We start from the raw sequence: 25,977 nt of genomic DNA, 5'->3' as shown, positions 1-25,977 counted from the left end.
CACTATGAAAAATATGCGTCGTTTATACTCGATTCCTTACTTTTTTTGGCTGCTGTTTTTTGTCATTGCGCCAGTGATTTTGATCGTCTATCAGTCTTTCTTTGATATGAATGGTAATTTTACGTTAACCAATTATCACACGTACTTAACCTCAAAAACTTACTTGATGATGACCGTCAATTCAGTCTTGTTTGCGTTTTTGATTACGTTGATGACGCTGTTGATCAGCTATCCGACGGCGTACTTTTTATCAAAATTGAAGCATCGCCAACTATTACTGCTGCTGGTTGTTTTGCCGACATGGATTAATTTATTGCTGAAGGCATATGCCTTTATCGGTATTTTTAGTGCGAACGGATCGGTCAATGATTTCTTGAGTTTTATCGGGATCGGACAGAAGCAACTGCTCTTCACGGATTTTAGTTTTATGTTTGTGGCGGCTTATATCGAACTGCCGTTTATGATCATGCCGATTTTCAATGCATTAGAGGAAATCAATCCTTCGTTGATCAGTGCTAGTCGCGATCTAGGCGCAAATAACTTTGATACATTTCGTCGAGTAATTTTTCCGCTTTCCTTGAATGGCGTAAAAAGCGGTGTTCAGGCTGTCTTTATCCCGTCGCTCTCACTCTTCATGCTGACGCGCTTAATTGGTGGAAACCGCGTGATCACGCTAGGTACAGCAATCGAAGAACATTTCTTGGTGACACAGAATTGGGGCATGGGGTCTACGATCGGTGTGATTCTGATCGTGGCTATGTTTATTGTGATGATGCTAACCGGTGAAAAGCGTAAGGGAGGTCGGGTGAAATGAGAAGAAGAAAATTTTCCTGGTCCACTGTTTATTTGATCTTTGTGTTTATTCTATTGTACATTCCGATCTTTTATTTGATTTTTTATTCCTTTAATCAGGGCGGTAATATGAGCAGCTTTACAGGATTTACATGGGAACATTATCAAAGCCTGTTTTCAGATAGTCGCTTGATTAGTATTGTCGTTCAGACCTTTGTGCTGGCATTTTTGTCCGCATTGTTGGCGACGATTATTGGGACTTTTGGTGCGATGGGGATTTATTATACACGCAAGCGCAATTCGAGAAATGTCCTATTGGGGTTGAATAATATCTTGATGGTTTCGCCAGACGTTATCATTGGCGCCAGCTTTTTGATTCTTTTTACCATGCTTGGCGGGGTCTTGAAGAACTTCCAGCTGGGCTTTGTCAGTGTGCTGCTTTCTCATATCGCCTTTAGTATTCCCATCGTTGTTTTAATGGTGTTACCGAAGCTGAAGGAAATGAATGATTCCATGATCGATGCGGCACGAGATTTAGGGGCGAACAATTTTCAAGTGTTATCCAATATTATTTTGCCGTTTTTGACACCGGGAATCATTGCCGGATATTTTATGGCTTTCACCTATTCATTGGATGATTTTGCCGTAACCTTCTTTGTTACCGGAAATGGCTTTACGACACTTTCAGTCGAAATCTATTCACGGGCTCGACAAGGGATCAGTTTAGAAATCAACGCCTTATCGACCCTCGTCTTTATTTTCTCTCTACTATTAGTCGTGGGTTATTACTTTATTAGTCGCGATACCTCAAAGAAAGCGCGGAAACGCAAACGTGATTTTGAGGAGGTGGCAGTACTGAAATGAGAAAATTACAATCACTTTTTATCGGTGTCGTCGTCATCATTCTCTTACTGACATTTTTGGTCATTCGCTTAAATCATTCTTCTAATGCCAGTTCAAAAGTTTTGAACATTTATAATTGGGGCGATTACATCGATCCAGAGTTAATCAAGCAGTTTGAAAAAGAATATGGCTATAAGGTCAACTACGAAACCTTCGATTCAAATGAAGCCATGGAGGCCAAAATCAAACAAGGCGGAACAGCCTATGATATCGCGATTCCTAGCGAATACATGATCCAAAAAATGAAAAAAGAGAAATTACTATTGCCATTGGATCATTCAAAAATTCAGGGCTTAGAACATATTGATCCGCGCTTTTTGGATTTAGATTTTGATAAGGACAATAAGTATTCGATTCCGTATTTCTGGGGAACCTTAGGAATTGTCTATAATGATAAATTTGTCGCTGGAGACAAAATCAAACACTGGAATGATCTATGGCGTCCAGAATTAAAGAACAATATCATGCTAATCGATGGTGCCCGAGAGGTCATGGGCTTATCATTAACTACCTTAGGCTATTCCATCAATAGTAAGGATATGACACAGCTAAATCAGGCTATCAAGAAATTAAGCAGCTTGACGCCTAATGTCAAAGCGATCGTTGCTGATGAGATCAAAATGTATATGGCCAATGAAGAAAGTGCCGTTGCGGTGACCTTTTCTGGGGAAGCAGCGGATATGATGTCGGAAAACGAACATCTCCATTACGTGATCCCACCCGAAGGTTCAAATCTGTGGTTTGATAATATCGTCATTCCCAAGACTTCTAAAAATCAAGAAGGCGCCTATGACTTTATCAACTTTATGCTGAAACCAGAATCAGCCAAGCGAAACGCCGAATATATCGGTTATTCAACACCGAATAAAAAAGCGTTGGCGATGCTGCCAAAAAGTATTTCTGGTGACAAGCAATTTTATCCAGACGATGAGACCATTAGTCATTTGGAAGTTTATAAAGATTTAGGTCCTAAGTATCTGGGGATTTATAATGATTTGTATTTGGAGTTTAAGATGTATCGGAAATAATATCAGAGACAATAAAATCAACTTTAAAATAGTGGAGAAATCCGCATTTTATTGCCAGTTTTCAATAAAAAAAACGGTGATTATGCCGTTTTTTTATCGCGAGTAGTTATGATCGGAGTTTTGATCATTCAACTACTCGCTTTTTTTCATCTATTCTCATATTAACGGAAATAAACTATTCGGAAAAATTAACTCTTGAATACAGCATAAATGTAAAATAATGCTTTCAAAGAGAGATATCCAATCAAGACAAAGAACTAATCTTTTAACAATAGTTGAGGTTCTTTTTTAGCAATATAGCTTTCTAGTGTCGTTCGATCAACGAGAGCAGTTGTAATACCGTCGCGCGAGACAAGGAATCCTGCTGCATAAATAGCGATTTGGATAGCTTTTTCTAAACAATATTCTCGTAACAAATATGCAGACAATGCACTAATAAACGCGTCACTTGCTCCAGTGCTATCGATTGCGGAGAAGTTGGCAGCTGGGAAATATTTTTCTTGCTTAGAATTCTTTAAGAAACAGCCATTTTTACCTAACGTAACAATAACATTTCCGACACCTTTTGAAATCAAAAAATTGGCCTTTTCTTCGATCGTTTCATAATCTGGGCATAATGAAGTTAATTCTTCCTCATTTGGAATGAGGTAATCTACTTTGGCCAAAAGAGAATTAGGAATTTTTTTTGAAGCAGAAGGTTTCAATATTGTTTTAACGTCATTTTCTGTAGCTAATGTACAAGTGATTTCTACTGCATCAATTGGAATCTCTGTTTGTACAAGGCAATATTTCACATTTGAGAATAGCTCATGTTTATTTTTGATAAATGTAGGTGATAATTCTGCATTTGCTCCTGGTAGAATCGAAATCATTGAATCACCACTAGATTCCACAGAAATATAAGCCTGACCTGTTTCTGTATCATTTGAGCGTATGATGCCCTCAGTATCCACACTATTTTTTTTGAGCTCTTGAAACATTGTATTTGAGTCACTATCTGTTCCTATACAACCGATCAAACGAACTTGATGCCCAAGTTTTGCTGTTCCAATTGCTTGGTTTAGTCCTTTTCCACCTGGACGTTTGCTTAGATTAGACAAAAAATTTGTCGCACCGTTATGAGGAAGCTTTGAAGAATAGAGATAAGTATCCATATTTATACTTCCAACTACCAGAATTTTTTGGCGGTCATTTTCTGCTGGAATTCCAATTGAGTTTGTATTGTCCAAAACCATTTTTTCATAAAATGGTTCTGGCTCTTCCGCATTGGTAATCAAGTTAATGAGTGCTTGGCATATATGAGCACCAAAATTTGTCTGGTTGATAGTGATAGTAGAAAGGGAATTTTGATAATTCTTAAATTCTATATCTGTATCGTTACGAATAGAAAGTAATGAATAATCTTTAGGTGCTTTAAGACCACCTTGCATGGTCAAATTGTAGAGTTCAATTGATTTATAAAAATCAGCAGATACGAACCCAGAAATTTGTTTTTCAATAATAAAATCATTGATTGAAAAATCTAATGTATTGATGATCATTGAATCATTGAACTTCAAATTGTACTTAAAGAGAGCTTTTTTATACCCATTAATAAAATGTTCTTTACTTTTATCATCTCGGACAATACAGGCGATTCTTTTGTGTTTTTTCTCGATCAATTGTTTTGTTAGAAAGTAGGAATTCTCTTCATATGGAATAAAATAGGATAGTCCATCTTTCCATTTTCCCAATAACACACGCGGAATATTCAAGGATTCAATATGTTTTAAGTTTTTTAAACTGCTTTCATTTATCGGGTCCCAAATTATTCCGTCCACCTGTTTTGTACATAAGGAGGTAATATTTCTGAGTTCTTGTTTGTGATCTCCAAGACTATTAAGAATTATTGGACTATAACCCCTTTGCTGCGCGTACTCAATCATTCCGTTTAAGGCATTATCCACATATTTATCTGAGTTAACCAATATACCAATAGAGCCAGTAGTTGTTGTGGAGTTAATAGTAGATGAATAGGGAGTGTAATTGTATTCATGAACTATTTTTAAAACCCTTTCACGAGTTTCGTTACTAATACTGGCGTCCTTTTTATTTACGATTTTTGAAACCGTAGATACAGATACTCCAGCCAATTTTGCAATATCTCTTATATTCATACAGTTCTCCTTTGTCCTCGTTATCTTCCTTCTCATCATACTCAACCAATTCAAAAAGGGTCAAGTGAGTTTGATTAAAAAGAACAAAAATTTTTTAGTACTCAAAAAATTGTATTGACAAACCTTTTACGTGATGATAAATTCTAATCAAGGAAAACGTTTTCCGAAAATGTTTTCTTAAATTGATTTTATCATACTTTAAAAAGGGGAACTACAATGAAAAAATACTTTCAAGCATTTCTCCATAAGAATTTTTCGACAAAGGTACTTGTATTGATACCAATCGCTGTTGGAATCAACTTGATTGGTGGCACACTCTGTTCAGCGTTAAAGTTACCACTATTTCTAGATATGATTGGTACCGTTTTAGTAGCATGTTTGGCCGGCCCTTGGGTAGCAGCGCTTTGCGGTCTGATCACTAATCTATTTTTGGCAATTGTGACAAATCCAGTTTTTTTCCCTTATGCACTTGTCAGTATCTTATGTGGATTAGTAACAGGATATTTAGTAATGGCTGGATTTTTTAAGAACATTGGTGGAGCGATATTCACTTGGTTAGCCTGTACGTTGACGAATTCTTTCACTTCATCTTTAATTACTATCTTTGTATATGGTGGAGCAACAGGAATTAACACGAGTTCACTTGCAACAGCAGCATTGATAGCGGCTACAAAAGAAATCGTTTTTTCTGTATTTTCAACATCATTAATAGAGAATTTAATTGATAAGGGATTAGTTTTTCTAATCGTCTATTGGTTGGTAAAAAAAATACCTAAACGTTTTTCTAGCCAATATGCGCCACTAGACAATGCTTCGCTGACCAATGTAAAAACGAAAAACTGAAGGTGAAATTTTGTGAAGACGAATAATAAAATATATGGATTTATTAGAGAGTTGAATCCGATCACTAAATTATTACTAGTCCTAAGTTTAGGAATAGGTTGTATGATCTATCCCAGTTCTTTTTTAGGATACTATCTGTTAGCAGTTATTCTAATTCTTTCTTTTTTCATGGGAACAGGTAGAAAAGTTAGTTTATTGATACTGGGCTTCGGAATTCCAGTTACGTTGATGTTACTTTTTATCCAAGGATTATATAGTCCTAAAAATACGATAATCATAGCTGATTTAGGGTTTGCTAGCCTCGGTTTAGAAGGAACTTTGTATGCGTTAAAAATTTCTTCTACCTTATTAGTTTTTTTGACGACTTTCTATCTTTTTTTAAATACAACTAAAAATTCAGAAACAGTTGCTGCATTAACTCAATCGGGGCTAAATATGAAAATCGGCTATCTTATTTTGGCTAGCCTCAATGTTGTTCCACAAATGCAAAGAAAAGTGAAAATTATTCAAGAAGCACAAGAATCTCGCGGGGTTGAAGTAACAGGGTCTTTCTTACAACGAGCGAAAGCGTTTCTACCGCTAATAGGACCGGTTGTTCTATCTTCTTTGACAGATGCTCAAGAGAGAGGGATGACCCTTGAGACAAGGGGTTTTAGTATTAAAGGAATCAAACCAACAACATTGATTGAAGTGAAACATAGACCTAGTGATTCCTTTCTAAAAGGGTTTTCCTTTTTTTTCTTATTACTATGTTTGATTGTTCGATTTTGGAAATAGTGAGGTGAGTAGATGAATAACTTAGTTGAATCAATAAATTTTTCTTATCGCTACAATGAAGCTCCAAAAGCAGCTCTAAGGAACATAAGTTTTAAAGTACAATCAGGAGATTTTGTTGCAGTAATAGGAGCAAACGGGGCTGGAAAATCAACTTTGTGTAATGCATTATCAGGATTAATTCCAAATTATTTTATAGGTCATACAGATGGAGAAATAAGAGTTAAGGGGAAAAGTATCTCGGACATTGGAGTTGGTGAGTTATCACAAACAGTTGGTCTAGTTTTTCAAAATCCGTTTAATCAACTATCCTATACAGCTGATACTGTAAGTGAGGAATTAGCTTTTGGCTTAGGAAATAGAGGGTTAACCAAAGAAACTATGATCGAAAAAATCAATAGAGTAGCTGAAATAGTGCAGATTACCGACTTATTAAACAGAAATCCATTGGAGCTTTCAGGAGGACAAGTACAAAGAGTAGCTCTTGCTGCTGCAATTATTTTAGAGCCTCAGATTTTGATTTTAGATGAATGCACTACTCAACTAGATCCTGTGGGTAGCCATCAAATTATGAAAACGGTTAAAACGTTGAATGAAAATGGCATGACAATCATAATGGTGGATCATGACATGGAGAAAATAGCTAGTTTGGCAAATAGAATTCTTGTGATGAAAGAAGGAAAATTAGTCCTAAATGATACCCCAGAAGGAGTTTTTAGTAATCCACGACTAATGGAATATGGCGTGAGTGCTCCTGATTTTTATGAAATAACAAAAGACTATTTTTTAAATACGACTATTTTGACTGAGGAACAGGCTGTCAAAAGGTTGCAGGAGGTGTTGATGAATGAGGATTGAAATAAAAAATCTCATACATAAATATCCTTCTGGAGATATTGCCCTAAATGGACTTAATACGATATTTGAAGGAATAGAACCAATCGCGATTATTGGTCAAAATGGTGCTGGAAAAACAACTTTTGTTAAGCATTTAAACGGTCTGTTGAGACCGACTGAGGGAGAGGTACTAATCAATGGTGAAAACATCGAGAAACATACGACGGCTTTTTGGTCTCGAAAAATCGGTTATGTCTTTCAAAACCCAGATAATCAATTGTTTTTGGAAAGTGTAAAAAAAGAATTTGAATTTGGTCCAAAACAACAAGGCGTATCGAAAAAAGAAATCAATAAAAGATTAGAAAAGATTGCTGATTTAGTAGGTTTAACTGATAAACTTTCCGTCCATCCATTCGATTTAAATGCGACAGAGAAAAAATTCTGTACGATCGGATCTATTCTCATGATGAATCCTGAGGTAATCATATTAGATGAACCTACTTGCGGGCAAGATATCATAGGAAATCAGCGTTTAACTAGGATTATTGAAGCATTGAAATTAAATCATCAACTCTGTCTAACGATTACTCATGATATGAAATTTGTTGTAAAAAATTTTGATCAAATCGTCGTTATGTCGCAAGGGAAAATATTAAAAAGAGAAACAAAAGAAGTAATATTTTCTTCGCCAGAAGTATTAGAAGCTAGTTATGTAAGTCCTCCACCAATTACAAGAGTGGGACAAAAATTAGGATTTTCAGAACCTGTTTTTAATAAGAATGAATTCCAGCAGGTTTTTGAGAAAAAGAGACTTCAATAAAGATAAATGGGTGAAGTCACCCTTTATATAGATATATTAAGAAAGCGGGGATAAAAATATGGATGCAACAAAAGAAAATGAGAGAATTATAGGTGTTCCGATACCAGAAGAGGGAAGTAAAGAGTTTGAAAAAATGAATCGAATGGCTAAAAAAGCTATACCATTGATTTTATTGATATTTACATTTGGTATTTTGGAGCAACAGGCTTTTGGTATGATTTTTGTCAATATTGGACAACAATTGGGAGCCACCAACTTAGCTCCTTTAATCACTTCAATTCCAGGAATTATTTTAGGAATTGTCTGCGTGGTTTATGGAGCGTTGGGTGACTTTGTTTCATTGAAAAAAATGACATTATTTGGAGTAATTATTTTTGTTTTGGGTTCCATCATTGGCTTTGGGTTTGGACCTAGTAGTATTTGGGCAGTCGTTATTGCTCGAGTTTTACAATCTGCTGGTGGACAAGTGGCCGGTTCTGTCTTTTTAGTTCTAGTTTCAAAGTATATTGCAAAAGAAAATCGCGTAATCTATTATGGTATTTTTGTGGCTGTCTTTCGTTTTTCAGCAGCTTTAGGAGTTGTTGCCGCTGGCTACATTACAAAAATTGATTGGCGTTGGCTATTCGCTGTTCCGATTATTTCTGTTCTATTTATTCCTTCGTTGGCAAAAAATTTACCTGATGAACGTGCAGAAGGAGCAAATATTGATTGGATTGGCTTCATCTTGATTGGTGCATTCGCTGGTGCGATGACGATGTTTTTCACTGATATGAATGCGTTTTGGGCTATCTCATCTGTTGTAACGTTAGTACTATTTATTGTTTATATTAATAAAGCAAAAAATCCTTTTATCACACCAGAATTTTTGAAAAATCCTGCATTGATAGCAACAATGTCAGTTATATTCATTGGATACTTCTTTAGCTACACATTAAATGCGGGTGTTAATGCCATCGGACTAAATGTTTTTGGGATTGATTCAGCAGAAGTATCACTGTTGTTGGTTGGTTCAATTTTATTGGCAGCGGTTTTAGGATTCGTTTGTGGGCCGGTTGTTAAAAAAATTGGTCGTTCAGCTGCTATTATCATGGCACTATCTTTTATGGGTCTAGGTTTGTTAGCTATTGCTTTTGCTATTCCTCACGGTAAAGTTTGGGCGTTAGCATTTGCACCATGTATTTATTATTTTGGAACCTCATTCTTTTACTCACCAATTGTTGATACAGCAACCTTGACAGTTGCTCCTGAGGAATCTGGGCGTGTATTAGGTGTCAATGACTTGGTACAAGCTATCACTGGGTCAGTTGGTGTTGCCGTATTTGGAGGGATGATGTCTTCTGGTGTTATGTCTGGTAGTAGTGTTGTCGGTTCAGCAGCAGGAGCGGCTTCAACATATGCAAATATTTTCTTAATTGGCGGTGTAATAGTTCTAGCAGCGCTTGTGATATTCATTGTCACTAAAAAAATGATTTACACTCACGGTGAAAAAATTCAACAAAATAAATAGGAATAATAAAGCATTGGAGGATTCAAAATGGCAAAAAAAGTGATTTTAGATTGTGATCCAGGTCATGATGACGCATTAGCGTTATTGATGGCTATTGCTTCAGAGAAGATTGATTTATTAGCAGTTACTACATCAGCTGGGAATCAACTTCCAGAAAAAACATACATTAATGCGAAGAGATTATTAACACTGGCAAAAAGTGAAGGGATACCTGTTGCTAGAGGTGCGAAAAAGCCGTTGCGTCGTGAATTGATAATTGCAGATGATGTTCATGGTGAATCTGGTATAGATGGTGCTGAACTACCAGAATCCACAATTGCTGATTTGGATATTTCAGCGAACGATCTAATAGCAAAAATTTTAAGAGAATCAGAAGAAAAGATCACTCTGATCGCTACTGGTCCATTAACAAACATTGCGATTTTCTTGTTATCGCATCCTGAACTAAAAGAAAAAATCGAACTAATTTCCTTTATGGGAGGCGCTTGTTTTGGCGGAAATATGACGCCACATGCAGAATTTAACATCTATGTGGACCCTGAAGCGGCAGATATCGTAGTTAAATCAGGAGTTCCAGTTGCTATGTTTGGTTTAGATGTGACATTAAAAGCTCAATTATTTGAAGACGATATCAAAGAAATTCGTAATATTGGGAATCAAGTAGCCACAACAATGGCTGATCTATTAGATTTTTTCAATTTAACAACTACACGACCATTCTGGGCTGATGAAACGCACACCGAGGGTATCCATATGCATGATCCATGTGCTGTCGCTTATGTTATTGATCCGGATATGTTTACTGTATATCCAATGAATGTACAGGTAGAGACCAGTGATACATTAGCATTAGGCAGTACCGTAGTTGATTATGATGATGTCTATAAGAAAGAAAAAAATGTTCAGGTTGCTTTTAATCTTGATTTAGAAAAATTCAGAAAATTGACGATGGATACGATCAAGTATTTTTCATAAGATAATTTAGTATCGAATACATGTAAGTGAAGACAATTGGAGAGAAGTGCAGAGATGAATAAGATTACAGTAGTAGGAAGTGTTAATTTAGATACAACGATTCGTACAGAGCATTTTCCAAAACCAGGTGAAACAATTCATTCAAAAGAAGTATTTACGAATGGTGGGGGAAAAGGCGCAAATCAAGCAATTGCTGCTGCTAGAAGTGGTGCTCATGTGAATTTTATAGGAGCTGTAGGAAATGATGATGGTGGAAAAACTCTTGTAGATTTGCTTGAACAAGATGGAATCAATACATCAGGAATTGCTCATTTGGATAGCGTAAGAACAGGAAGTGCCTATGTTACTGTTGATGATAGCGGGGAGAACAGTATTGTAATCTACGGAGGGGCCAACCAAGAAATTTCTAATGAACATGTTTTAATGAATCAAGAAATGATTTTTTCGAGTGACTATGTAATTGCTCAATTAGAGACCAATCTTGAGAGTATTGAAAGAAGTTTTGAAATTGCTCGAAAAGGCTCTGCTTCCACAATTTTAAACCCTGCTCCTGCACCTGAAATGTTACCTGAAAAAATTATTCGCGCGACAGATATTTTAATACCAAATGAAATAGAATTAGAGACAATTATTGGTGTTAAAATTACTAGTGAAAGTGATTTAGTTAGTGCAGCAAATAAAATTCACGAATTGGGAGTTAAGGTTCTCATAGTCACATTAGGAAATAAAGGAGCATTCTACTCTATCGCAGAAGGTAAATCAGGATTGGTACCTGCTTTTGAAGTTCATGCAGTGGATACAACTGCTGCAGGAGATACATTCATCGGTGCGTTTGCATCAAAATTATCTCATGATTTACAAAATATCGAAGAAGCAATCACTTATGGAAGCAAAGCGGCCTCTTTGACAGTTCAACGATATGGTGCTCAACCTTCTATACCCTATGAAGCAGAGTTAGCTATAGAAATATAAAAAAGTAGCGAAAGAATGCAAAACACTTCCCATGTTTTTTGGGAAGTGTTTTGCATGATCTTAAAAGGATTTTTCAAACTATCTAAAAAACTGTTAGTTCTAAAGAAAAAGTGTTGAAATATCTATCAATAATCATTCACTTTGCTATTGGTAGAATTTAAAATTAGAAAACAAATAAATAAAAAAAGCGTTGACAGCGCTTTTTTTATTTGCTATATTGAGCGTGTAAACAGATAGGGTGCAACTATTAAATTAGGCACGACCTAGGAAAGACACTTTCCTTGGGTCGTTTTTTTGTTTTTCAAATAAAATTTGAATGTTTTTAGAGAGGATCGGTGCAACTAATGAAGGTTGTTAAAAAGATCAGTCATAATGTGATTTTAATTGATGATGAGGGAATCGAAAAAATCGCTATGGGTAAGGGAATTGGATTTTCTGCTTTCGTTGATCAGGTGTTTGATCCAGCACTGGCGGATAAGTTTTTTACTTTGGATTCCAAAGAGAAAACCAAGATGTTTAGTGAGATGGCGGCTCAAATTCCGATCGAATTTATTAATTTTTCCGAGGAGATCATTCAATTTATCTCGAAAAGAATCTCTACACCGTTAGATTCAAACATTTACATTGCCTTGACGGATCACATTTATTTTGCGATTCAACGTAAGAAAGAAGACAGTCAGGTGACAGCGATCATGCTGCCAGAAATGAAATTGCTCTATCCGGAAGAGTATGAAACGGCGAATGAAGTCGTGGCGTTAATCAATCAACGCTATAACACAGAGTTGGGAGCAAATGAAATTGGTTTTATTACCATGCATATTATCAATGCGGAATTAGGCGAAAGAAATAGTTTAAACAGCTTAAAGATATTAGAAATGACAAAGACAATTCTTGAGGATTTGGAGAAATCTTATGGCTATCATTTTGACAAAAATTCATTGACCTACCATCGTATGATGATTCATATCAAATTTTTAGTGAAACGTCTGATTTATCAAGAAGAGTCACCAACTGAAAATATTGGATTTTTCACCAGTACCTTTAAAGAAAGTGAACCATATCAAACCGCAACAGCGATCAAAAAAATGATCGAAGAGAAATTTCAGTTGGATGTGCAGGAAAACGAAGTCGTTTATCTGGCCATTCATTTAGCAAGAATTCAATAATCAAGGGCGTAACTATTCGGTAGGCGCAACCTTTTGATGCAGAGCGAGTATTCGTTTTGGCGATCATTAGGTTGCGTCTATTTTTAGTATAAAAAAGAAAGGATGGAAAGAATGGGAAAAGTAATCTTTAACTCAGATGATTTTGGCTACAGCCATGGTGTGAATTACGGCATAGTTGATGCTTATCAACGAGGAATATTAACTTCAACAACTTTGATGGCAAATATGCCGGGATTTGAACATGCGGTGAAGCTGAAAAAAGAATTACCAGATTTAGGTGTGGGTGTTCATCTGACACTAACCTGTGGGAAACCTTTATTGGAAAATGTCGATAGTTTGGTGGAGGGCGATCAATTTAAGCAATTATCTTTTTATACAAAGCCTTTTGAAATAGACAACGATCAGCTATATCAAGAGTGGAATGCTCAAATTCAAAAGGTTTATCGAGCCGGAATTATCCCAACCCACTTAGATAGTCACCATCATACGCACACCTTTAGGAATAATCAGGAAGTTGTCATTGCATTGGCTAAAAAATATGATCTGCCAGTTCGCGGGAATTTCGAGAGAAAAGCAGAGGTTCAGCACGTCGATTATTTTGAACCGTATTTTGATGATGTTGGCGAAACAATTAAAGAAAAAAGGCAAATTGATTGTTCGATTGAAGACTATTTAGAACAGCTGCTGACGCTTTTACGCGAAAATAAAACCATCGAAATTATGTGTCACACAGCATATCTTGATCAGCAATTATTAGAGGGCTCAAGTTTTGTTTATCCAAGGGTTAATCAGGTGGAATTTCTGATCCATTCAGAGTTTGCATTGCAGGTTAAAAGGGATTGTTTGATTGAGTTAGTAACTTACAAAGATATTTAAAATGAGGAGGAGTTTAAAATGTCGAGTTTAAAAGCAAACGTACAAAAATTAGGGAGAGCGATGCTGCTTCCAGTGGCAGCGATGCCATTGGCCGGATTGATTATGCGTCTTTCAGCAGATGATATGTTGAATATCCCTGTTATTGGGGCTGCGGGAAATGCGGTATTTGGGAATTTGGATATCTTGTTTGCCATCGGAGTAACGATTGGTTTTGCTAAGACCAAGGATAAAGGGATTCCTGCACTAACAGGATTTCTAGCGATCGCAACATTGAAAAAGGGCTTAGAAATTATGAATCCAGCTGTCAACATGGGAATCTTCGGCGGGATACTCTCGGGGCTTATCGCAGCTTGGACGTACAATCGTTTCAAAGAACAAAAATTACCGATGGTGTTCTCTTACTTTGCAGGTGAGAAGTTTCCGTTGACGATGGTGATGATATTACAGACAGTCACCTCAGTCGTATTCGGCTTCTTATGGCCCTTCGCACAGGCCGGAATCGACAACTTCGCACGCTTGTTAGTTAATATGGGAGCTTTAGGAGTGGGAATTTTTATGTTTCTTAATCGGCTGCTGATTCCTTTTGGACTCCATCATGTACTGAACACCTATGTTTACTATGACCTTGGGAGCTACACCTCGCCAAGTGGCGAAGTATTCCGTGGTGAGATGACACGCTTTATCAACGGTGATCCACAAGCAGGATTATTCTTATCAGGCTTCTTCGTTATCATGATGTTTGGCGTCCCTGCAATTTGTTTTGCTATCTATCGTGCGGCTTTCAAAGAAAACAAAGAAATGGTTAAAGGGATCATGGGTAGTGGTGCGGCAACGTCATTTATTTCCAACATCACTGAACCAGTCGAATTCAGCTTTATGTTCCTTTCTCCTATGCTTTATGTCGTACATGCGCTATTTGCCGGGCTTGCCGGAATCGTGTGTTACTTGTTGAATATTCGGATTGGCTTTACATTTGGCGCTTGTATCGTAGATTATTTAATTAATTTTAGAATTGCGACCAATGCCATTCTTATCATCCCAGTCGGAATCGTATTTTTTGCCTTGTACTATTTTACTTTCTACTACCTTATCAAGAAACGCAGTATTCAAACGCTAGGCAGAGAAGTAGCTACAGAATACGGAATTGAAGCGGTAGAAGACGAAAAAGAACTTGGATTGGCCAGTAAGAATTATGAATATATGGCAAAGAAAATGCTGCAGGCCTTTGGCGGAAAAGAGAATGTTTCAGATGCCTTCAGTTGTAATACCCGTTTGAGAGTTGAGGTTGAAAACCCAACGATTGTTGATGAACAACGAATCAAACAGTTAGGTGTCAGCGGTGTGATCAAACCAACAGAAAAAAATTATCAAATCATTATTGGGTTAGAGGTCACTTATGTAATGGCGGAATTCAATAAATTATTGGAACAATAGGAAGGAAGAGAATAATGACAAAGAAACAAATTATTACGATTGCCGGCGGAGGCAGTACTTATACACCAGGAATCATTCAAGCGGTGCTGAATAATGCGGATCGTTTACCACTTTCAGAGATTCGCTTATACGATATTGATGCTCAGAGAAATGCCGATATGTATTTGATTATTCAATACATGTTAAAGAAAGAAGGATTTAAGGATGTGGTCATTTCATCAACCGAAGATCCCGAAACAGCGTTTAGCGGCTGTGATTTCATTTTTTCTCAGATTCGTGTTGGTGGTATGAAGATGCGTGAAAAGGATGAAAAAATTCCTTTAAGTCATGGCTTAGTCGGACAAGAAACCTGTGGCCTAGGCGGATTTGCTTATGGCATGCGATCAATGAATGGCCTATTAGAAATAGTTGGCTATGTTCAAAAGTATGCGCCTGAAGCATGGATTTTAAATTATACAAATCCGGAATCAATTGTTTCAGAAGCTGTTCGTAGACAGTATCCAAAAGCGAAAATGATCAATGCCTGCGATATGACGATTTCAATCGAAGAAACGATAGCTGTCAATTATGGCTATGATCGAAAAAATTGGATTCCAACTTATTATGGACTGAATCATTTCGGCTGGTATACCTCGATTTATGATAAAGATCTGAAGCGTGATGTGATGCCGGAAATCATTGAAAAATTAACGACTCAGGAAATGGAAGTAGCGGATTTTAATGCTGGAGATAAAACATGGCAGGAGGCTTTCAGCATGATGTCTGTTATCACAAAAAATTTCCCGCAAAATATTCCGAATAATTATTTAGAGTATTATCTATATCCAGATATGGTCGTGGAACATGCGGATAAAAATTACACACGCGCCAATATGGTGATGGAAGGTCGGGAAAAGAACACGAAGGAGATGGCGGAAAAGATTCGGGAGGGCGTAACGGAAGATGTCCTGAACTTTAACTTTGGGGAGCACGGTCAGTACATAGTAGACATGGCAACCTCTTTACTGAATGACGAACGTCGCCGCTTCATGCTGATCGTGCCGAACCAAGGAGCGATTCCGAATCTTCGTCCAGATGCAGTGGTTGAAGTACCTGCGTATGTAGGAGCAACAGGTGTAGAACCGATTTCCTTAAGAGAACCGATCTGTGATTTCCATAAAGGGCTGATGGAAGCACAGGTAGCAGCAGAAAAATTATTAGTTGATGCTTATTTTGAAGGTTCTTATCAAAAAGCATTGCAAGCATTTACGTTGAATCAAACGGTACCGAATGCTCGCGTAGCAAAGAAAATTTTAGATGAAATGATTGAAGCCAATAAAGAATACTGGCCAAAATTAGTATAGAGGTGATGAGAGGATGCTCTTTTTTAAAACGAAAAATATTCTGAAATCTGTAGCAAATGGACGAGTTCTTCCTTTAGAAGCAGTTCAAGATGAGGTTTTCTCTTCAAAAATGATGGGGGAGGGCTTTGCAATCACTCAACATGATGGCAATGTCTATGCTCCGATTGAAGGAATTGTTGAGAGCATTTTCCCGACGCTGCACGCTATTACACTTGAATGTAAGTCTGGTGAAAAACTTTTGATCCATATGGGATTGGACACGGTGGAACTAAAGGGGTTGCCTTTTTCAGTCAAAGTAACAAAGGGAAAAAAGGTAAAAGCTGGTACTCTATTGGCTTCAATGGATCTACACCAATTAGAAAAAAGTGGAAAAGATAACACGATCATCGTGATCTTTCCGGAGATGACTAAGGGACATCTGCTAATCGAAAATCAGATCGTGACATTACAGGATGAACTATTTAAATTTTAAACCAAGAAGGAAGGCTGGGGTTTATGCTCAGTCTTTTTCTTGAGCAAATTATTTTGTGTTTAGGAGAAATTAATGGCTACTTTATATTTATTACCCGCTCTTGGGTGGGGACTTATGCCGATTATTGCGAATTTAACGAAAGCGAAGCCAATCAATCAGCTGCTGGGAACTTCTACGACGGCACTCTTACTGGGAATTATCTTTACCGTGATTGTTCAGCCTACGTATGATTGGCTTAGTTTTGCAGCAGCATTTCTCTCAGGCTGTTTCTGGTCTGTCGGACAATATTTGCAATTCAATTCCTTTCAATTACTGCCAGTGTCTGAAGCGATGCCTATCTCAAATGGAACTCAATTAATTGGGATAACCTTTATCGCGGCAGTTTTTTTTAAAGAATGGACCAATCTTACTATGATAATGATTGGAATAGCTGGTATTTTGTTAATTATTTTAGGAATTCGTTTAACCTCTTATATAGAAGAACAGGGAAAAAAACAGTCGAATACGATAAAAAGCAAAGCTATCACTCTTTTATTACTATCCTCAGCCGCATTAACAATTTATGTGACTTTGCCGCAAGCTCTTCTAGTTAGCGGAGCAGTGGTATTATTTCCACAGTCGATTGGGATGTGGTTCTCTTCACTATGCTTAACGATTATTAAACGAGAAGAATTCGCTTGGTCACAGGTTGTAAAGAATTTGGGAACTGGGATTGCTTGGAGTATCGCTAATTTAAGTTTATTTTTTGCCATGCCAATCATTGGAGTAGCAAAAAGTTTTACCTTTTCCCAGATGGCGGTATTGATTTCTATTTATGCGGGCATCTTTATTTTGAAGGTACGAAGGACTAAGAAGGAATTATGCATGATCAGTGCTGGAGCAGCAGTAATTACACTAGGAATATTCTTGATTGGATCAATCAAATAAGTGAGGAATCTGCTCAATCTTAATTTTTAGAGTAGATACAAATGAATAGTACAGAATAATTAAGAAAATATCCGAAGTATGACAGTCAATTTATCTTTGAAACCATCTCACTGACATTTCTGATTGATGGTTACTTATTACACTCACCTATTTTTCCTATCTTGACTATTAGAGCGCTCTTCGTTAGCATTATTATTGTTCGAAATCAGTCAAAGGAAGAAGTAACAATAGTAGGAGTAGCTAAAAATGGATAAAATTTTTGAATTAAAAATCACCTGGCGAGATGCTGCCATGCTAATTTGTGCAGGCACGATGATCCTACTGTTAGTACTCGGAATTTCTTTTTGGTTTTTATTCCCTTATTTTAATAATCCTAATGCGCTAAATATATTGCTTAGCTTAACCTTGCTTGGAATAGCTTTATTGACAGGCGTCGTTTTCTTTTTTGGTTTTCTTATTTATTTTGCTTCTTTACTAATCTATTTGGGTATCAAGGATTCTATTTTTGTATTGAAACATGGCGGCATACTTTATCGTCTGGATCAAAGGGGAGTTACTTACCAAGAAGGACGGTTGTTAAAAACCAGAATTTGGTCAGAAATTTCAGATGACGGATTGTTTAAACAAGAATCGAAGAAATCTAGTATTGTATACAATTATCAAATAAAGTTTTCTGGTGACTTGCCTCATACATTTGATTTGAGAGGAAAGTATCCTACTAAAGATTTTAATCAAAAAGTAGAAGAATTTTGGCTGAACCATATTTACGAAGAACCCAGCCTCAAGCGATGATCTGTTGTTACTAAGAAAGTGCATATATATAATTTCTCTCATTTATAAATACGAAGCTACCCCGGATTTAACAAGGCATTTTTCCTAAATACGAAAAATGCCTTGTTTTCGTTGCGCTTCAGAGTTTATTGAGCCACAATAAAAGGCCAATGAGATACGCAAAACTGCCATCTACCGAGTATTATTTTCCTGATCATCTTTATCAGGAGTTTTCCCAACATTGCGCTCAAACACTCTCAGCCATTTCTGCAGCCAAGTGATTTTCAAACCGAATTCATGGGCATTTTCTAAAATCGAACCGATCTCGTAAACGATTAACAAAGCTGTCCAGATTAAGGCCACGTTAATTGGCAAAGTGATTCCTACAGTTGGCGCGATTTTGTCTAAGGCAGCGGCGCAAATGATTGTGGAAAAGATAATGAATTTTGTAAACAGGCCATACAGGTTAATCGAAGACACCCAGGTATGGCTTTTCAATGCTTTGACGTATCCGGTGGTGAGGTCCAGGCCCACCATGGCCAAAAAAACGCCCATGATCGGCAGACTTCCGCCGAATGAATAATTGATTAAGGGAATTTGTATCATATAGATTCCTCGCTTTCTAAAGTAATTGATAGCCCCTGCGAAAAGAAACTCGCAGGGGTTAATAGCTGTTGATCCCTACGCAGTATTTGATTGTCAATGAACGGAATTTAATTGGGAAAAGAGTTATTCCCGCGGTGTCTCAGGCGGTCCATCTTTTTTCTTCCTTCTGATCCGATGAAGCCATAGAAGTAGTCTGTTTTGTTCTTTTGTGTCTTGACTTGATGACTCGGCTGCCATTAAAGGCATAGCGACTGGCTGCTGTTCGTTAAGCTGGTTATTGCTTGATTGTGGAAGCGACTCTTTTTCTACTTTGATCGCTGTTTCTGTTTTTTCCGCTGGAGCGATAGTCGTTAATTGTTTAAAATAGCGACCATGTGGTGTTTCTGTTAGTAGGGAAGCTTTCGGAGTCGGCAAAGCGACTTTTTCTTCCGGTTTTTCCTTAACTTCAAAGCAACGTACTTCCTCACAGGTTGCTTCCTCAACGGGCTCGCCATCATAACGAACACCTCTCGTCTCATGTTCTGGATCAAATATCAGGGTTTCTTTATAGGTCAAGACCTTGGCAGTGACTACAGAATCAAATAGTTTTACGCCATTTTGTGTACAAATATCTAAGTTCGATAATAGTTCGCAAGCTTCTTTGATCTGCGGGGCCGATAAGTTAGGATCAAGGCCCTTGTATTTCCAATTGTGGGTGCCGCCATCGCTTTTTCCAAAGGTGGCAATTAAATCCTTGGTCATTGTTCTTTTCCTTTCTTTTAGTGTTTAATCTGCGTAGGTTGGTTTTATCAAGTTTCGCTAGTTTCTTCAGGTCGGACAAATGACATAAGGGAGCGAGCAATAGAGACAACCTTCTCACCAAATTTCTTTACTGGAAAGACTCTTAATTTCAAAGTCCGCCATTCCGGTGCCATAAAGTAGTCTTCGAAATAATAAAAAAGACGTTTCATGGTGCGAGTCGCTTTAGTGTGCATAAATACTTCACGGACAAGATCCTTTAGAAAGTGATCAAACTCCGCCGCTCCCAATTGGCAGCGTACTTTCAAGGCTAAAATGTATTTGATGGTGACACTACTGTTTTGCGTTTCATGGTAAAAATTAGTGATTCGTTGTTCGAGTGTTTTGGCTTTTAAGTTGAATAACTGCCGAAACGACAGTGTTTGTATAACGTTCATTGATTCTCATCCTTTCATTAGTAGTAGAGGAGGCGGCAGTAGCGCCGCGGCTCCTCAACGTATTGGTTTAAAAAATAATTGTTTCAATCGTTTCGACGTACTTGGCACTTTCAATGGTGTTGAATAGTTCAGCACCATCTTTTTGACAGAGCTTTACCTCTGTCATTCGTTGTAATAATCCTTTGATCTCTGTGTCGGTCTTTTGAGTATCAGGATCATTGAAGCTCCAGGTATGGTTTTTTCCTAAGCTGTTTTTAAAGGTTGCGACGATTTTTAACATCTTTCATGTTCCTTTCTATGATTTATTTGGTATAGCGCGATTGACTTGTCAGGATCACGCCATCTAGCTGACTGCCTTCAACGGATAGTGCTTTCATAATTTCTCCCAATTCCAACACTTTTTCTTCGCTGGGGTCATCCATCACATTCGTAAAGGTTATTTTCTTGTTTTTTTCTCCACCTGCATCGATTTCTACTTGAAGCTTGTTTCCAATAGTTTGAATCATCCTTGTTTCCTCCTAAATTTTTTTGGTTCCGGCCGGTGACTAAAAGATAAACGATTTCAAAAAAAAGTGCGAATCGCAAATTGACCAAAAGGGGGTCAATTTGACCTGTTTTTGGGTTAAAAGTGCTGTTTTTGATGAAAAAGCGGTCAAATTGGGGGTGAAATGGTCAATTTGCGATTTTACAAGTGGAACAAAAATGTAGTATAATAAAAAGCTTTTGTAAAACGGTTACAATTATAGCTGTAGCTGAGTTTCCCCTTAAGAAAAGTTGTAAATCGGTATATTAAGTCAGCTGGTCTAATAGGGATTTCAAATATCGTCCACCAAAAAAACTCTGCGAATGAATCAGGTCATGATTTTCGCAGAGTTTTTTAGTTGAATGCGTTCTTATTCAATTGACTGATTGTATAGTTTGGTCAGTAATGTTTTGATCCGATCATAAACGGCCGCTGTTTCAGGGATTGGACTTTGGATATTTTGAATGATAAAGAGGTCTCGGTATCTGTATTCATCGTCTAGTTCCTGCCACTTCAAGGAATCTGTTAGTGCTAATTTGGAGATAATTGATTTGCCTATATTGTTTTCTAATAGAGACAATATTACCTCACTGTTATTTGCTTTGATGATTTGCGGGTTTAGATGATTAGAGTACAAATAGGTCTCATTAATAAGATACATCCCAGAATCATGCTCTCTAAGAATCCAATAATCTGAATCAATATTGCCTGCTAAAACGAGTTCATCCTTATAAACGAACTCCTTTTGGATCAATGGGGAAACAATGGATTTTTCAATCAAGCCGATATGGGCTTTGTTTCCTTCGACGGCATCAATAACTTCTTGCGAGTTCATAATCTTGATTTCAAAAGCTATTAATGGAAATTCAACGATCAGCTGCTCCATAATTTTGGGTAATAGGTGCACGGCGGTGGTGTTGGAGCAGCCAAGGATGCAGTCGGTTTTAAAATTTTTAGAATTTTTTGCTTGGGCAAATACGTTAGATAGGGAGTGTAACGCTTCGACTACCCTAGGATACAAGAATTCGGCTTGTTTCGTAGGCAGGATCAGCTGCTTTCCTTTTCGATCGAACAGCTTGAAGCCTAATTCTGTTTCTAATCTTTGGATCTGCACGGAGATGGTTGGTTGTGTCTTAAACATGAGTTTGGCTGCGGTACTGAAGTTTCTCGTTTCATACACAATAATGAATGTTCGTAATAATTCTAACAACGGTACGACCTCTTTTCTATTAATAAAATTTATAACGGATATGTAAAATCATTATTTTACAAATAGTTTGCTGGTGCTTATTATAGGGGTGTAAAAAAAATAGATCAAGTGCTATCAAATAATTTGATCGTTTAGAAAGGATATACCTATGAATAACAAACTAAAGAATTTTCTGAAGGCTATACCAATACCTATTTGCGGTCTGATTTTAGGAACGGTATCGTTGGGCAATCTATTATTTTCTGAAGGCTTTGAAAGGATTGGCAATATTTTTTGCTATACAGGTCTTTTGATGATCCTTGTATTTCTTTTAAAAATCATTTTTACATTTAAAGATACGATGGCTGCATTGAGAAATCCGATCATTGCCTCTGTAGCTCCGACATTTACGATGGCATTAATGGTCGTTTCCGTATTTTTAGACAGATTGTTTCCTAATCAAATCATGAATAACGCGCTATGGGTAACGGCAATCATATTGCATCTGGCGTTGATGGGCTATTTCATTGCCGTGCATATCCTGCCTGTGGAGGTCACACTTGAGTATGTTTATCCCAGCTGGTTTATTACTTTTGTTGGAATAGGCGTCATTCCGAATACCTCTACCGTGTTTATCAAGGAATTAGGGCAGGTCGCTGTTTGGATCGCTTTAGCTTTGTATTTGATTTTGCTGCCAATCATCGTCAAACGAATCCTTCATAAGAAAATGTTTGAGGATTCAGCGATTCCTTTGATTACAATTCTGACAGCGCCAGGCTCACTTTGTTTAGCTGGTTATCTATCTGTTTGCAATCAAGTCTCTTTTCCATTTGTTATCGGGCTGCTGATCTTATCGCAATTGATTTATCTTTGCATCGTTTTTAATATGAAAAAAATGCTAAAGGTCGGCTTCTACCCTAGCTATGCAGCATTCACGTTTCCACTAGTTATCTCAGCAACGGCGATCTTCAAGGCCTCCAAAGTTTTTGAAGAGCTTCCGATTTTACTGACAGTTACTAAAGCGTTAAGTATTTTAGAAACGCTTTTAGCAATTCTCGTTGTTTGCTATGTCTTAGTGAAGTATGTGATTCATCTATATGATCAAACAAAGGTCCTAAAGTTAAATCGGGAATTTTAAGCAGAGTGCATCGCTGGGGCTTTCATTACTGCAAGAGATAAAATAAATAACCGAATTTTTCTCATGATCATTTGGAAATCAGCAGTGCAATTCAATAAGGGGAAACAACTGTTACGAAAAAAGGAGGGAAACTCAATGATTCTAATTACAGGTGGTCAAGGTCAATTAGGAACGGAGCTGCGTTATCTATTAGATGAAAAAGCTATCGAATACGTGGCGGCTAGTTCTGATCAGCTGGATGTTACCGATAGACTAAGGACCTACCAGTTCATCACCCAACTGAAGCCTGCGATCATTTATCATTGCGCAGCCTTCACCGCTGTTGATAGAGCAGAAGATGTCGACAAAGAATTAAACGAAAAAATCAATGTCGAAGGAACACGTAATGTAGCAGAAGCAGCCAAGGCTGCCCGTTCAATTTTGGTCTACATCAGCACGGATTACGTTTTTGATGGGATGAAGGACGCTGGATCGTATCAAGTAGAAGAGCTGCCCAACCCTATCAATGAATATGGACGTACAAAGCATCTAGGCGAAAAAATCGTCGAGGAAATATTGACTGAGTATTACATCGTCCGTACCTCATGGGTATTTGGGAGGTTTGGAGACAATTTTGTATCCACGATGCGAAATTTGGCGGAGACACAGACGCGCCTAGCCGTGGTGGCGGATCAGTTTGGACGGCCTACTTGGACACGTACATTGGCCGAATTCATGTATTTCTTGATTGAACAGGAAGCGCCCTTTGGTATTTATCAGCTATCGAATGAAAATAGCTGTTCTTGGTATGAGTTTGCCAAGGAAATTCTAAAAGATACGGATGTAGAGGTCTTCCCAGTAGCATCAAAAGATTATCCGCAAAAAGCAGCACGTCCGCGAACGTCAATCATGGATCTAAGTAAAGCGAGGGCATTAGGCTTTGAGATTCCAACTTGGCAGGAATCCTTATCAAATTTCAAGTAAACAAAGATTATTCATTGGAGATGTGATCAATGAAAAAGCGATAATTACAAGCAAAGAGCGAATAACTGAAGGCGGATGTAATGCCTGCGGGTTTGTGAAATGCATCACCTACACGATTCATTTCGAAGATGGAAGAAATGCGGCTTTGGACGTGTTGGATTTGCCGTCATTGGTTCGGACGATCGCTTTAAAAAAAGGCTGGCGAGAATGGGTGGAAATAATTGGGATAGGTGAAGAGCGAGTACATCTTGTAAAGAATTCACAGGTAGTATCGATGGATGAGACCAATCATGAAATTTGCTATACAAAAGAACGGAGCCGCATTGAAAGTCCGAAACAATTTGAGGATAAAAATCTATTATTTAAACAGGTAAATGAGATATTAGAAACGATCTTTGGTATTGAGGGCTATCTAATAAAGCTACGAAAAAAGAAATGTTTAAGCAATTAGAAGGGATGACAAGAATGGTTGGCATAGGGGATACGATCACTGCGAAGAATGTCCATGGGGAAATGATTTCTGGAGAAATTAAGAAAATTTACGCGAACTCTGTTTTAGTGTTGAGTCAAACCACCTCGCAGCTTGTCTGTAAGAAAGAAATTTATCAAATGGGTAATTCGATAGAAGAAATGAGCGATCCAATCATTGGAAATACGGAATTCACTATTTCAAAATATCGAAGCGTGTAATGCAGACGGTCCACTGAAGCGTGCAATCAGTGATAAATACTAGAAAAATAAAAAATGGAGTGAATTCATATGAAACGTACAAGTAGAAAAGTTGCTGTAGTGGGAACAGGTTTTGTCGGGACAAGTATTGCTTACTCTATGATCAATCAAGGAATTATCAATGAGTTGGTCTTAATCGATGTCAATCAAGAAAAGGCAGAAGGAGAAGCGCTTGACCTGTTAGATGGTATGTCCTGGGCACAAGAAAATATTAAGGTGTGGGCCGGCGATTATACGGACTGTAAGGATGCTGATATTGTCGTTATCACAGCAGGTGTTAATCAAAAACCCGGTCAAACACGCTTGGAGCTGATTGATATCAATGCCGGAATCATTACCAGTGTCGTGAAAGAAGTCATGGCATCAGGCTTTGATGGTATTTTAGTAATCGCCTCAAATCCAGTAGATGTTTTGACCTACGTTGCTTGGCAAGCATCTGGCCTACCAAACAGCAGAGTCGTAGGAACAGGAACTACTCTTGATACCACTAGATTTCGTAAAGAGCTGGCCGAAAAATTACAAATTGATCCAAGAAGTATTCATGGCTATATCATTGGCGAACATGGTGATTCAGAAGTAGCTGCCTGGTCCCATACCACAGTTGGCGGAAAACCATTGTTGGAATTTATCGTAAAGAACAATCGGCTAACAGTAGATGATCTAACCACGATTTCTGATAGTGTAAAAAACACCGCCTATGAAATCATAAACAGAAAACAAGCGACTTTTTACGGCATCGGGATGAGTGTCGCGAGAATCGTGAAAGCCATCTTGAATAATGAGCAAGCGGTGCTGCCTGTATCTGCTTATCTCAATGGAGAGTATGGCGAAAAGGATCTATTTACCGGTGTACCATCAGTCGTAGATCAACACGGTGTACGAGAAATCATCGAACTAAATATCGATCCAGAGGAAAGAAAGAAATTCGCCGCATCAAGCAAGCAGCTTAGAGAGGTCATTCGTTCCTTGGATACTAAAAAGAGTGAGGAATAAAAGTAAACAATACAAAAGACCGACGAAGCTTGAATATATAGCTGTAGCATTGCTTGAGCGGTAGG

The 25,977-nt window shown here is 37.7% G+C and carries 29 protein-coding genes; 22 read left to right on the top strand and 7 right to left on the bottom strand.

Going from position 1 to position 25,977, the window contains the following annotated elements:
* Positions 1 to 4: 4 nt before the first annotated feature.
* The 3 genes from KQI58_RS08910 to KQI58_RS08900 are packed head-to-tail and all read left to right on the top strand — an operon-like array spanning position 5 to position 2,723.
* The gene (locus KQI58_RS08910) at positions 5 to 814 is read left to right on the top strand and encodes an ABC transporter permease (RefSeq protein ID WP_016181860.1); all 810 of its coding nucleotides are present in this window, start codon (positions 5 to 7) and stop codon (positions 812 to 814) included.
* A complete protein-coding gene (locus KQI58_RS08905) occupies positions 811 to 1,656 on the top strand; it encodes an ABC transporter permease (protein WP_216408382.1) in 846 nt (281 codons plus the stop codon). The genes KQI58_RS08910 and KQI58_RS08905 overlap by 4 nt, the downstream gene beginning before the upstream one ends.
* Entirely contained in the window at positions 1,653 to 2,723 is a 1,071-nt protein-coding gene (locus tag KQI58_RS08900; protein ID WP_216408380.1) for an ABC transporter substrate-binding protein, read from the top strand. Before KQI58_RS08905 ends, KQI58_RS08900 begins: the two co-directional genes overlap by 4 nt.
* A 257-nt stretch (positions 2,724 to 2,980) precedes the next feature.
* Here KQI58_RS08900 and KQI58_RS08895 read toward each other — a convergent pair whose 3' ends face one another.
* A complete protein-coding gene (locus tag KQI58_RS08895) occupies positions 2,981 to 4,879 on the bottom strand; it encodes a PfkB family carbohydrate kinase (RefSeq protein WP_216408378.1) in 1,899 nt (632 codons plus the stop codon).
* 216 nt (positions 4,880 to 5,095) lie between these two features.
* On the opposite strand from KQI58_RS08895, the gene KQI58_RS08890 reads away from it, so the two are divergent.
* The 14 genes from KQI58_RS08890 to KQI58_RS08825 all read left to right on the top strand — a co-directional run bounded on the left by KQI58_RS08890 (position 5,096) and on the right by KQI58_RS08825 (position 18,617).
* Positions 5,096 to 5,722, top strand: a complete 627-nt coding sequence (locus KQI58_RS08890) for an ECF transporter S component (protein ID WP_216408376.1) — start codon at positions 5,096 to 5,098, stop codon at positions 5,720 to 5,722.
* Between the two features lie 12 nt (positions 5,723 to 5,734).
* Entirely contained in the window at positions 5,735 to 6,499 is a 765-nt protein-coding gene (locus KQI58_RS08885) for an energy-coupling factor transporter transmembrane component T (RefSeq protein ID WP_216408373.1), read from the top strand.
* A 12-nt stretch (positions 6,500 to 6,511) separates the two neighbouring features.
* Positions 6,512 to 7,354, top strand: a complete 843-nt coding sequence (locus tag KQI58_RS08880; RefSeq protein WP_216408371.1) for an energy-coupling factor ABC transporter ATP-binding protein — start codon at positions 6,512 to 6,514, stop codon at positions 7,352 to 7,354.
* On the top strand, positions 7,344 to 8,153 hold the full coding sequence (locus KQI58_RS08875) for an energy-coupling factor ABC transporter ATP-binding protein (RefSeq protein ID WP_216408370.1): 810 nt from the start codon (positions 7,344 to 7,346) through the stop codon (positions 8,151 to 8,153). The genes KQI58_RS08880 and KQI58_RS08875 overlap by 11 nt, the downstream gene beginning before the upstream one ends.
* 58 nt (positions 8,154 to 8,211) lie before the next feature.
* The gene (locus KQI58_RS08870; RefSeq protein WP_216408368.1) at positions 8,212 to 9,660 is read left to right on the top strand and encodes an MFS transporter; all 1,449 of its coding nucleotides are present in this window, start codon (positions 8,212 to 8,214) and stop codon (positions 9,658 to 9,660) included.
* 27 nt (positions 9,661 to 9,687) lie between these two features.
* On the top strand, positions 9,688 to 10,635 hold the full coding sequence (locus KQI58_RS08865) for a nucleoside hydrolase (RefSeq protein ID WP_216408366.1): 948 nt from the start codon (positions 9,688 to 9,690) through the stop codon (positions 10,633 to 10,635).
* Between the two features lie 54 nt (positions 10,636 to 10,689).
* Complete coding sequence (rbsK, locus tag KQI58_RS08860) at positions 10,690 to 11,607, top strand: ribokinase (RefSeq protein WP_216408363.1); 918 nt, start codon at positions 10,690 to 10,692, stop codon at positions 11,605 to 11,607.
* 344 nt (positions 11,608 to 11,951) lie between these two features.
* The gene (locus KQI58_RS08855) at positions 11,952 to 12,773 is read left to right on the top strand and encodes a PRD domain-containing protein (protein WP_216408361.1); all 822 of its coding nucleotides are present in this window, start codon (positions 11,952 to 11,954) and stop codon (positions 12,771 to 12,773) included.
* A gap of 111 nt (positions 12,774 to 12,884) precedes the next feature.
* Positions 12,885 to 13,649 (top strand): carbohydrate deacetylase, encoded by a 765-nt coding sequence (locus KQI58_RS08850; protein WP_216408359.1) that lies wholly within the window; start codon positions 12,885 to 12,887, stop codon positions 13,647 to 13,649.
* 18 nt (positions 13,650 to 13,667) lie between these two features.
* Complete coding sequence (locus tag KQI58_RS08845) at positions 13,668 to 15,083, top strand: PTS transporter subunit EIIC (RefSeq protein ID WP_216408357.1); 1,416 nt, start codon at positions 13,668 to 13,670, stop codon at positions 15,081 to 15,083.
* Positions 15,084 to 15,097: 14 nt separating this feature from the next.
* Positions 15,098 to 16,426, top strand: coding sequence for a maltose-6'-phosphate glucosidase (locus KQI58_RS08840; protein WP_216408355.1), 1,329 nt, complete (start codon positions 15,098 to 15,100; stop codon positions 16,424 to 16,426).
* Between the two features lie 13 nt (positions 16,427 to 16,439).
* Entirely contained in the window at positions 16,440 to 16,898 is a 459-nt protein-coding gene (locus KQI58_RS08835; RefSeq protein ID WP_216408353.1) for a PTS sugar transporter subunit IIA, read from the top strand.
* Positions 16,899 to 16,970: 72 nt separating this feature from the next.
* Complete coding sequence (locus KQI58_RS08830) at positions 16,971 to 17,825, top strand: GRP family sugar transporter (protein ID WP_216408350.1); 855 nt, start codon at positions 16,971 to 16,973, stop codon at positions 17,823 to 17,825.
* Between the two features lie 246 nt (positions 17,826 to 18,071).
* Entirely contained in the window at positions 18,072 to 18,617 is a 546-nt protein-coding gene (locus KQI58_RS08825) for a hypothetical protein (protein ID WP_216408347.1), read from the top strand.
* A 171-nt stretch (positions 18,618 to 18,788) separates the two neighbouring features.
* Here KQI58_RS08825 and KQI58_RS08820 read toward each other — a convergent pair whose 3' ends face one another.
* The 6 genes from KQI58_RS08820 to KQI58_RS08795 all read right to left on the bottom strand — a co-directional run bounded on the left by KQI58_RS08820 (position 18,789) and on the right by KQI58_RS08795 (position 22,110).
* Positions 18,789 to 19,202, bottom strand: coding sequence for a phage holin family protein (locus KQI58_RS08820; RefSeq protein WP_216408345.1), 414 nt, complete (start codon positions 19,200 to 19,202; stop codon positions 18,789 to 18,791).
* A gap of 123 nt (positions 19,203 to 19,325) precedes the next feature.
* Entirely contained in the window at positions 19,326 to 19,943 is a 618-nt protein-coding gene (locus tag KQI58_RS08815; RefSeq protein ID WP_216408343.1) for a hypothetical protein, read from the bottom strand.
* Between the two features lie 47 nt (positions 19,944 to 19,990).
* Positions 19,991 to 20,377 carry a hypothetical protein gene (locus KQI58_RS08810; RefSeq protein ID WP_216408341.1) on the bottom strand — a complete coding sequence of 129 codons (387 nt, stop codon included), beginning with the start codon at positions 20,375 to 20,377 and terminating at the stop codon, positions 19,991 to 19,993.
* A 67-nt stretch (positions 20,378 to 20,444) separates the two neighbouring features.
* Complete coding sequence (locus KQI58_RS08805) at positions 20,445 to 20,657, bottom strand: DUF2922 domain-containing protein (protein ID WP_216408339.1); 213 nt, start codon at positions 20,655 to 20,657, stop codon at positions 20,445 to 20,447.
* A gap of 22 nt (positions 20,658 to 20,679) precedes the next feature.
* Positions 20,680 to 20,883 (bottom strand): hypothetical protein, encoded by a 204-nt coding sequence (locus KQI58_RS08800; protein WP_216408337.1) that lies wholly within the window; start codon positions 20,881 to 20,883, stop codon positions 20,680 to 20,682.
* A 387-nt stretch (positions 20,884 to 21,270) separates the two neighbouring features.
* Positions 21,271 to 22,110, bottom strand: a complete 840-nt coding sequence (locus tag KQI58_RS08795; RefSeq protein WP_216408335.1) for a LysR family transcriptional regulator — start codon at positions 22,108 to 22,110, stop codon at positions 21,271 to 21,273.
* Between the two features lie 148 nt (positions 22,111 to 22,258).
* On the opposite strand from KQI58_RS08795, the gene KQI58_RS08790 reads away from it, so the two are divergent.
* From KQI58_RS08790 to KQI58_RS08770, 5 genes are all read left to right on the top strand, one after another.
* A complete protein-coding gene (locus tag KQI58_RS08790; RefSeq protein ID WP_216408334.1) occupies positions 22,259 to 23,227 on the top strand; it encodes a TDT family transporter in 969 nt (322 codons plus the stop codon).
* A 135-nt stretch (positions 23,228 to 23,362) separates the two neighbouring features.
* A complete protein-coding gene (gene rfbD, locus KQI58_RS08785) occupies positions 23,363 to 24,190 on the top strand; it encodes a dTDP-4-dehydrorhamnose reductase (RefSeq protein WP_216408332.1) in 828 nt (275 codons plus the stop codon).
* Positions 24,191 to 24,212: 22 nt separating this feature from the next.
* The gene (locus KQI58_RS08780) at positions 24,213 to 24,641 is read left to right on the top strand and encodes a DUF4809 family protein (RefSeq protein ID WP_367397927.1); all 429 of its coding nucleotides are present in this window, start codon (positions 24,213 to 24,215) and stop codon (positions 24,639 to 24,641) included.
* Positions 24,626 to 24,880 (top strand): hypothetical protein, encoded by a 255-nt coding sequence (locus KQI58_RS08775; RefSeq protein ID WP_253295856.1) that lies wholly within the window; start codon positions 24,626 to 24,628, stop codon positions 24,878 to 24,880. The genes KQI58_RS08780 and KQI58_RS08775 overlap by 16 nt, the downstream gene beginning before the upstream one ends.
* A 69-nt stretch (positions 24,881 to 24,949) precedes the next feature.
* Positions 24,950 to 25,912 carry an L-lactate dehydrogenase gene (locus tag KQI58_RS08770; protein WP_216408330.1) on the top strand — a complete coding sequence of 321 codons (963 nt, stop codon included), beginning with the start codon at positions 24,950 to 24,952 and terminating at the stop codon, positions 25,910 to 25,912.
* Positions 25,913 to 25,977 lie beyond the last annotated feature (65 nt).

The organism is Enterococcus raffinosus (genome assembly GCF_018917525.1).
Lineage (GTDB): Bacteria > Bacillota > Bacilli > Lactobacillales > Enterococcaceae > Enterococcus_A > Enterococcus_A raffinosus_A.
Note: the sequence above shows the minus strand (reverse complement) of the source record. Positions and strands in the feature narration are given on the sequence as shown.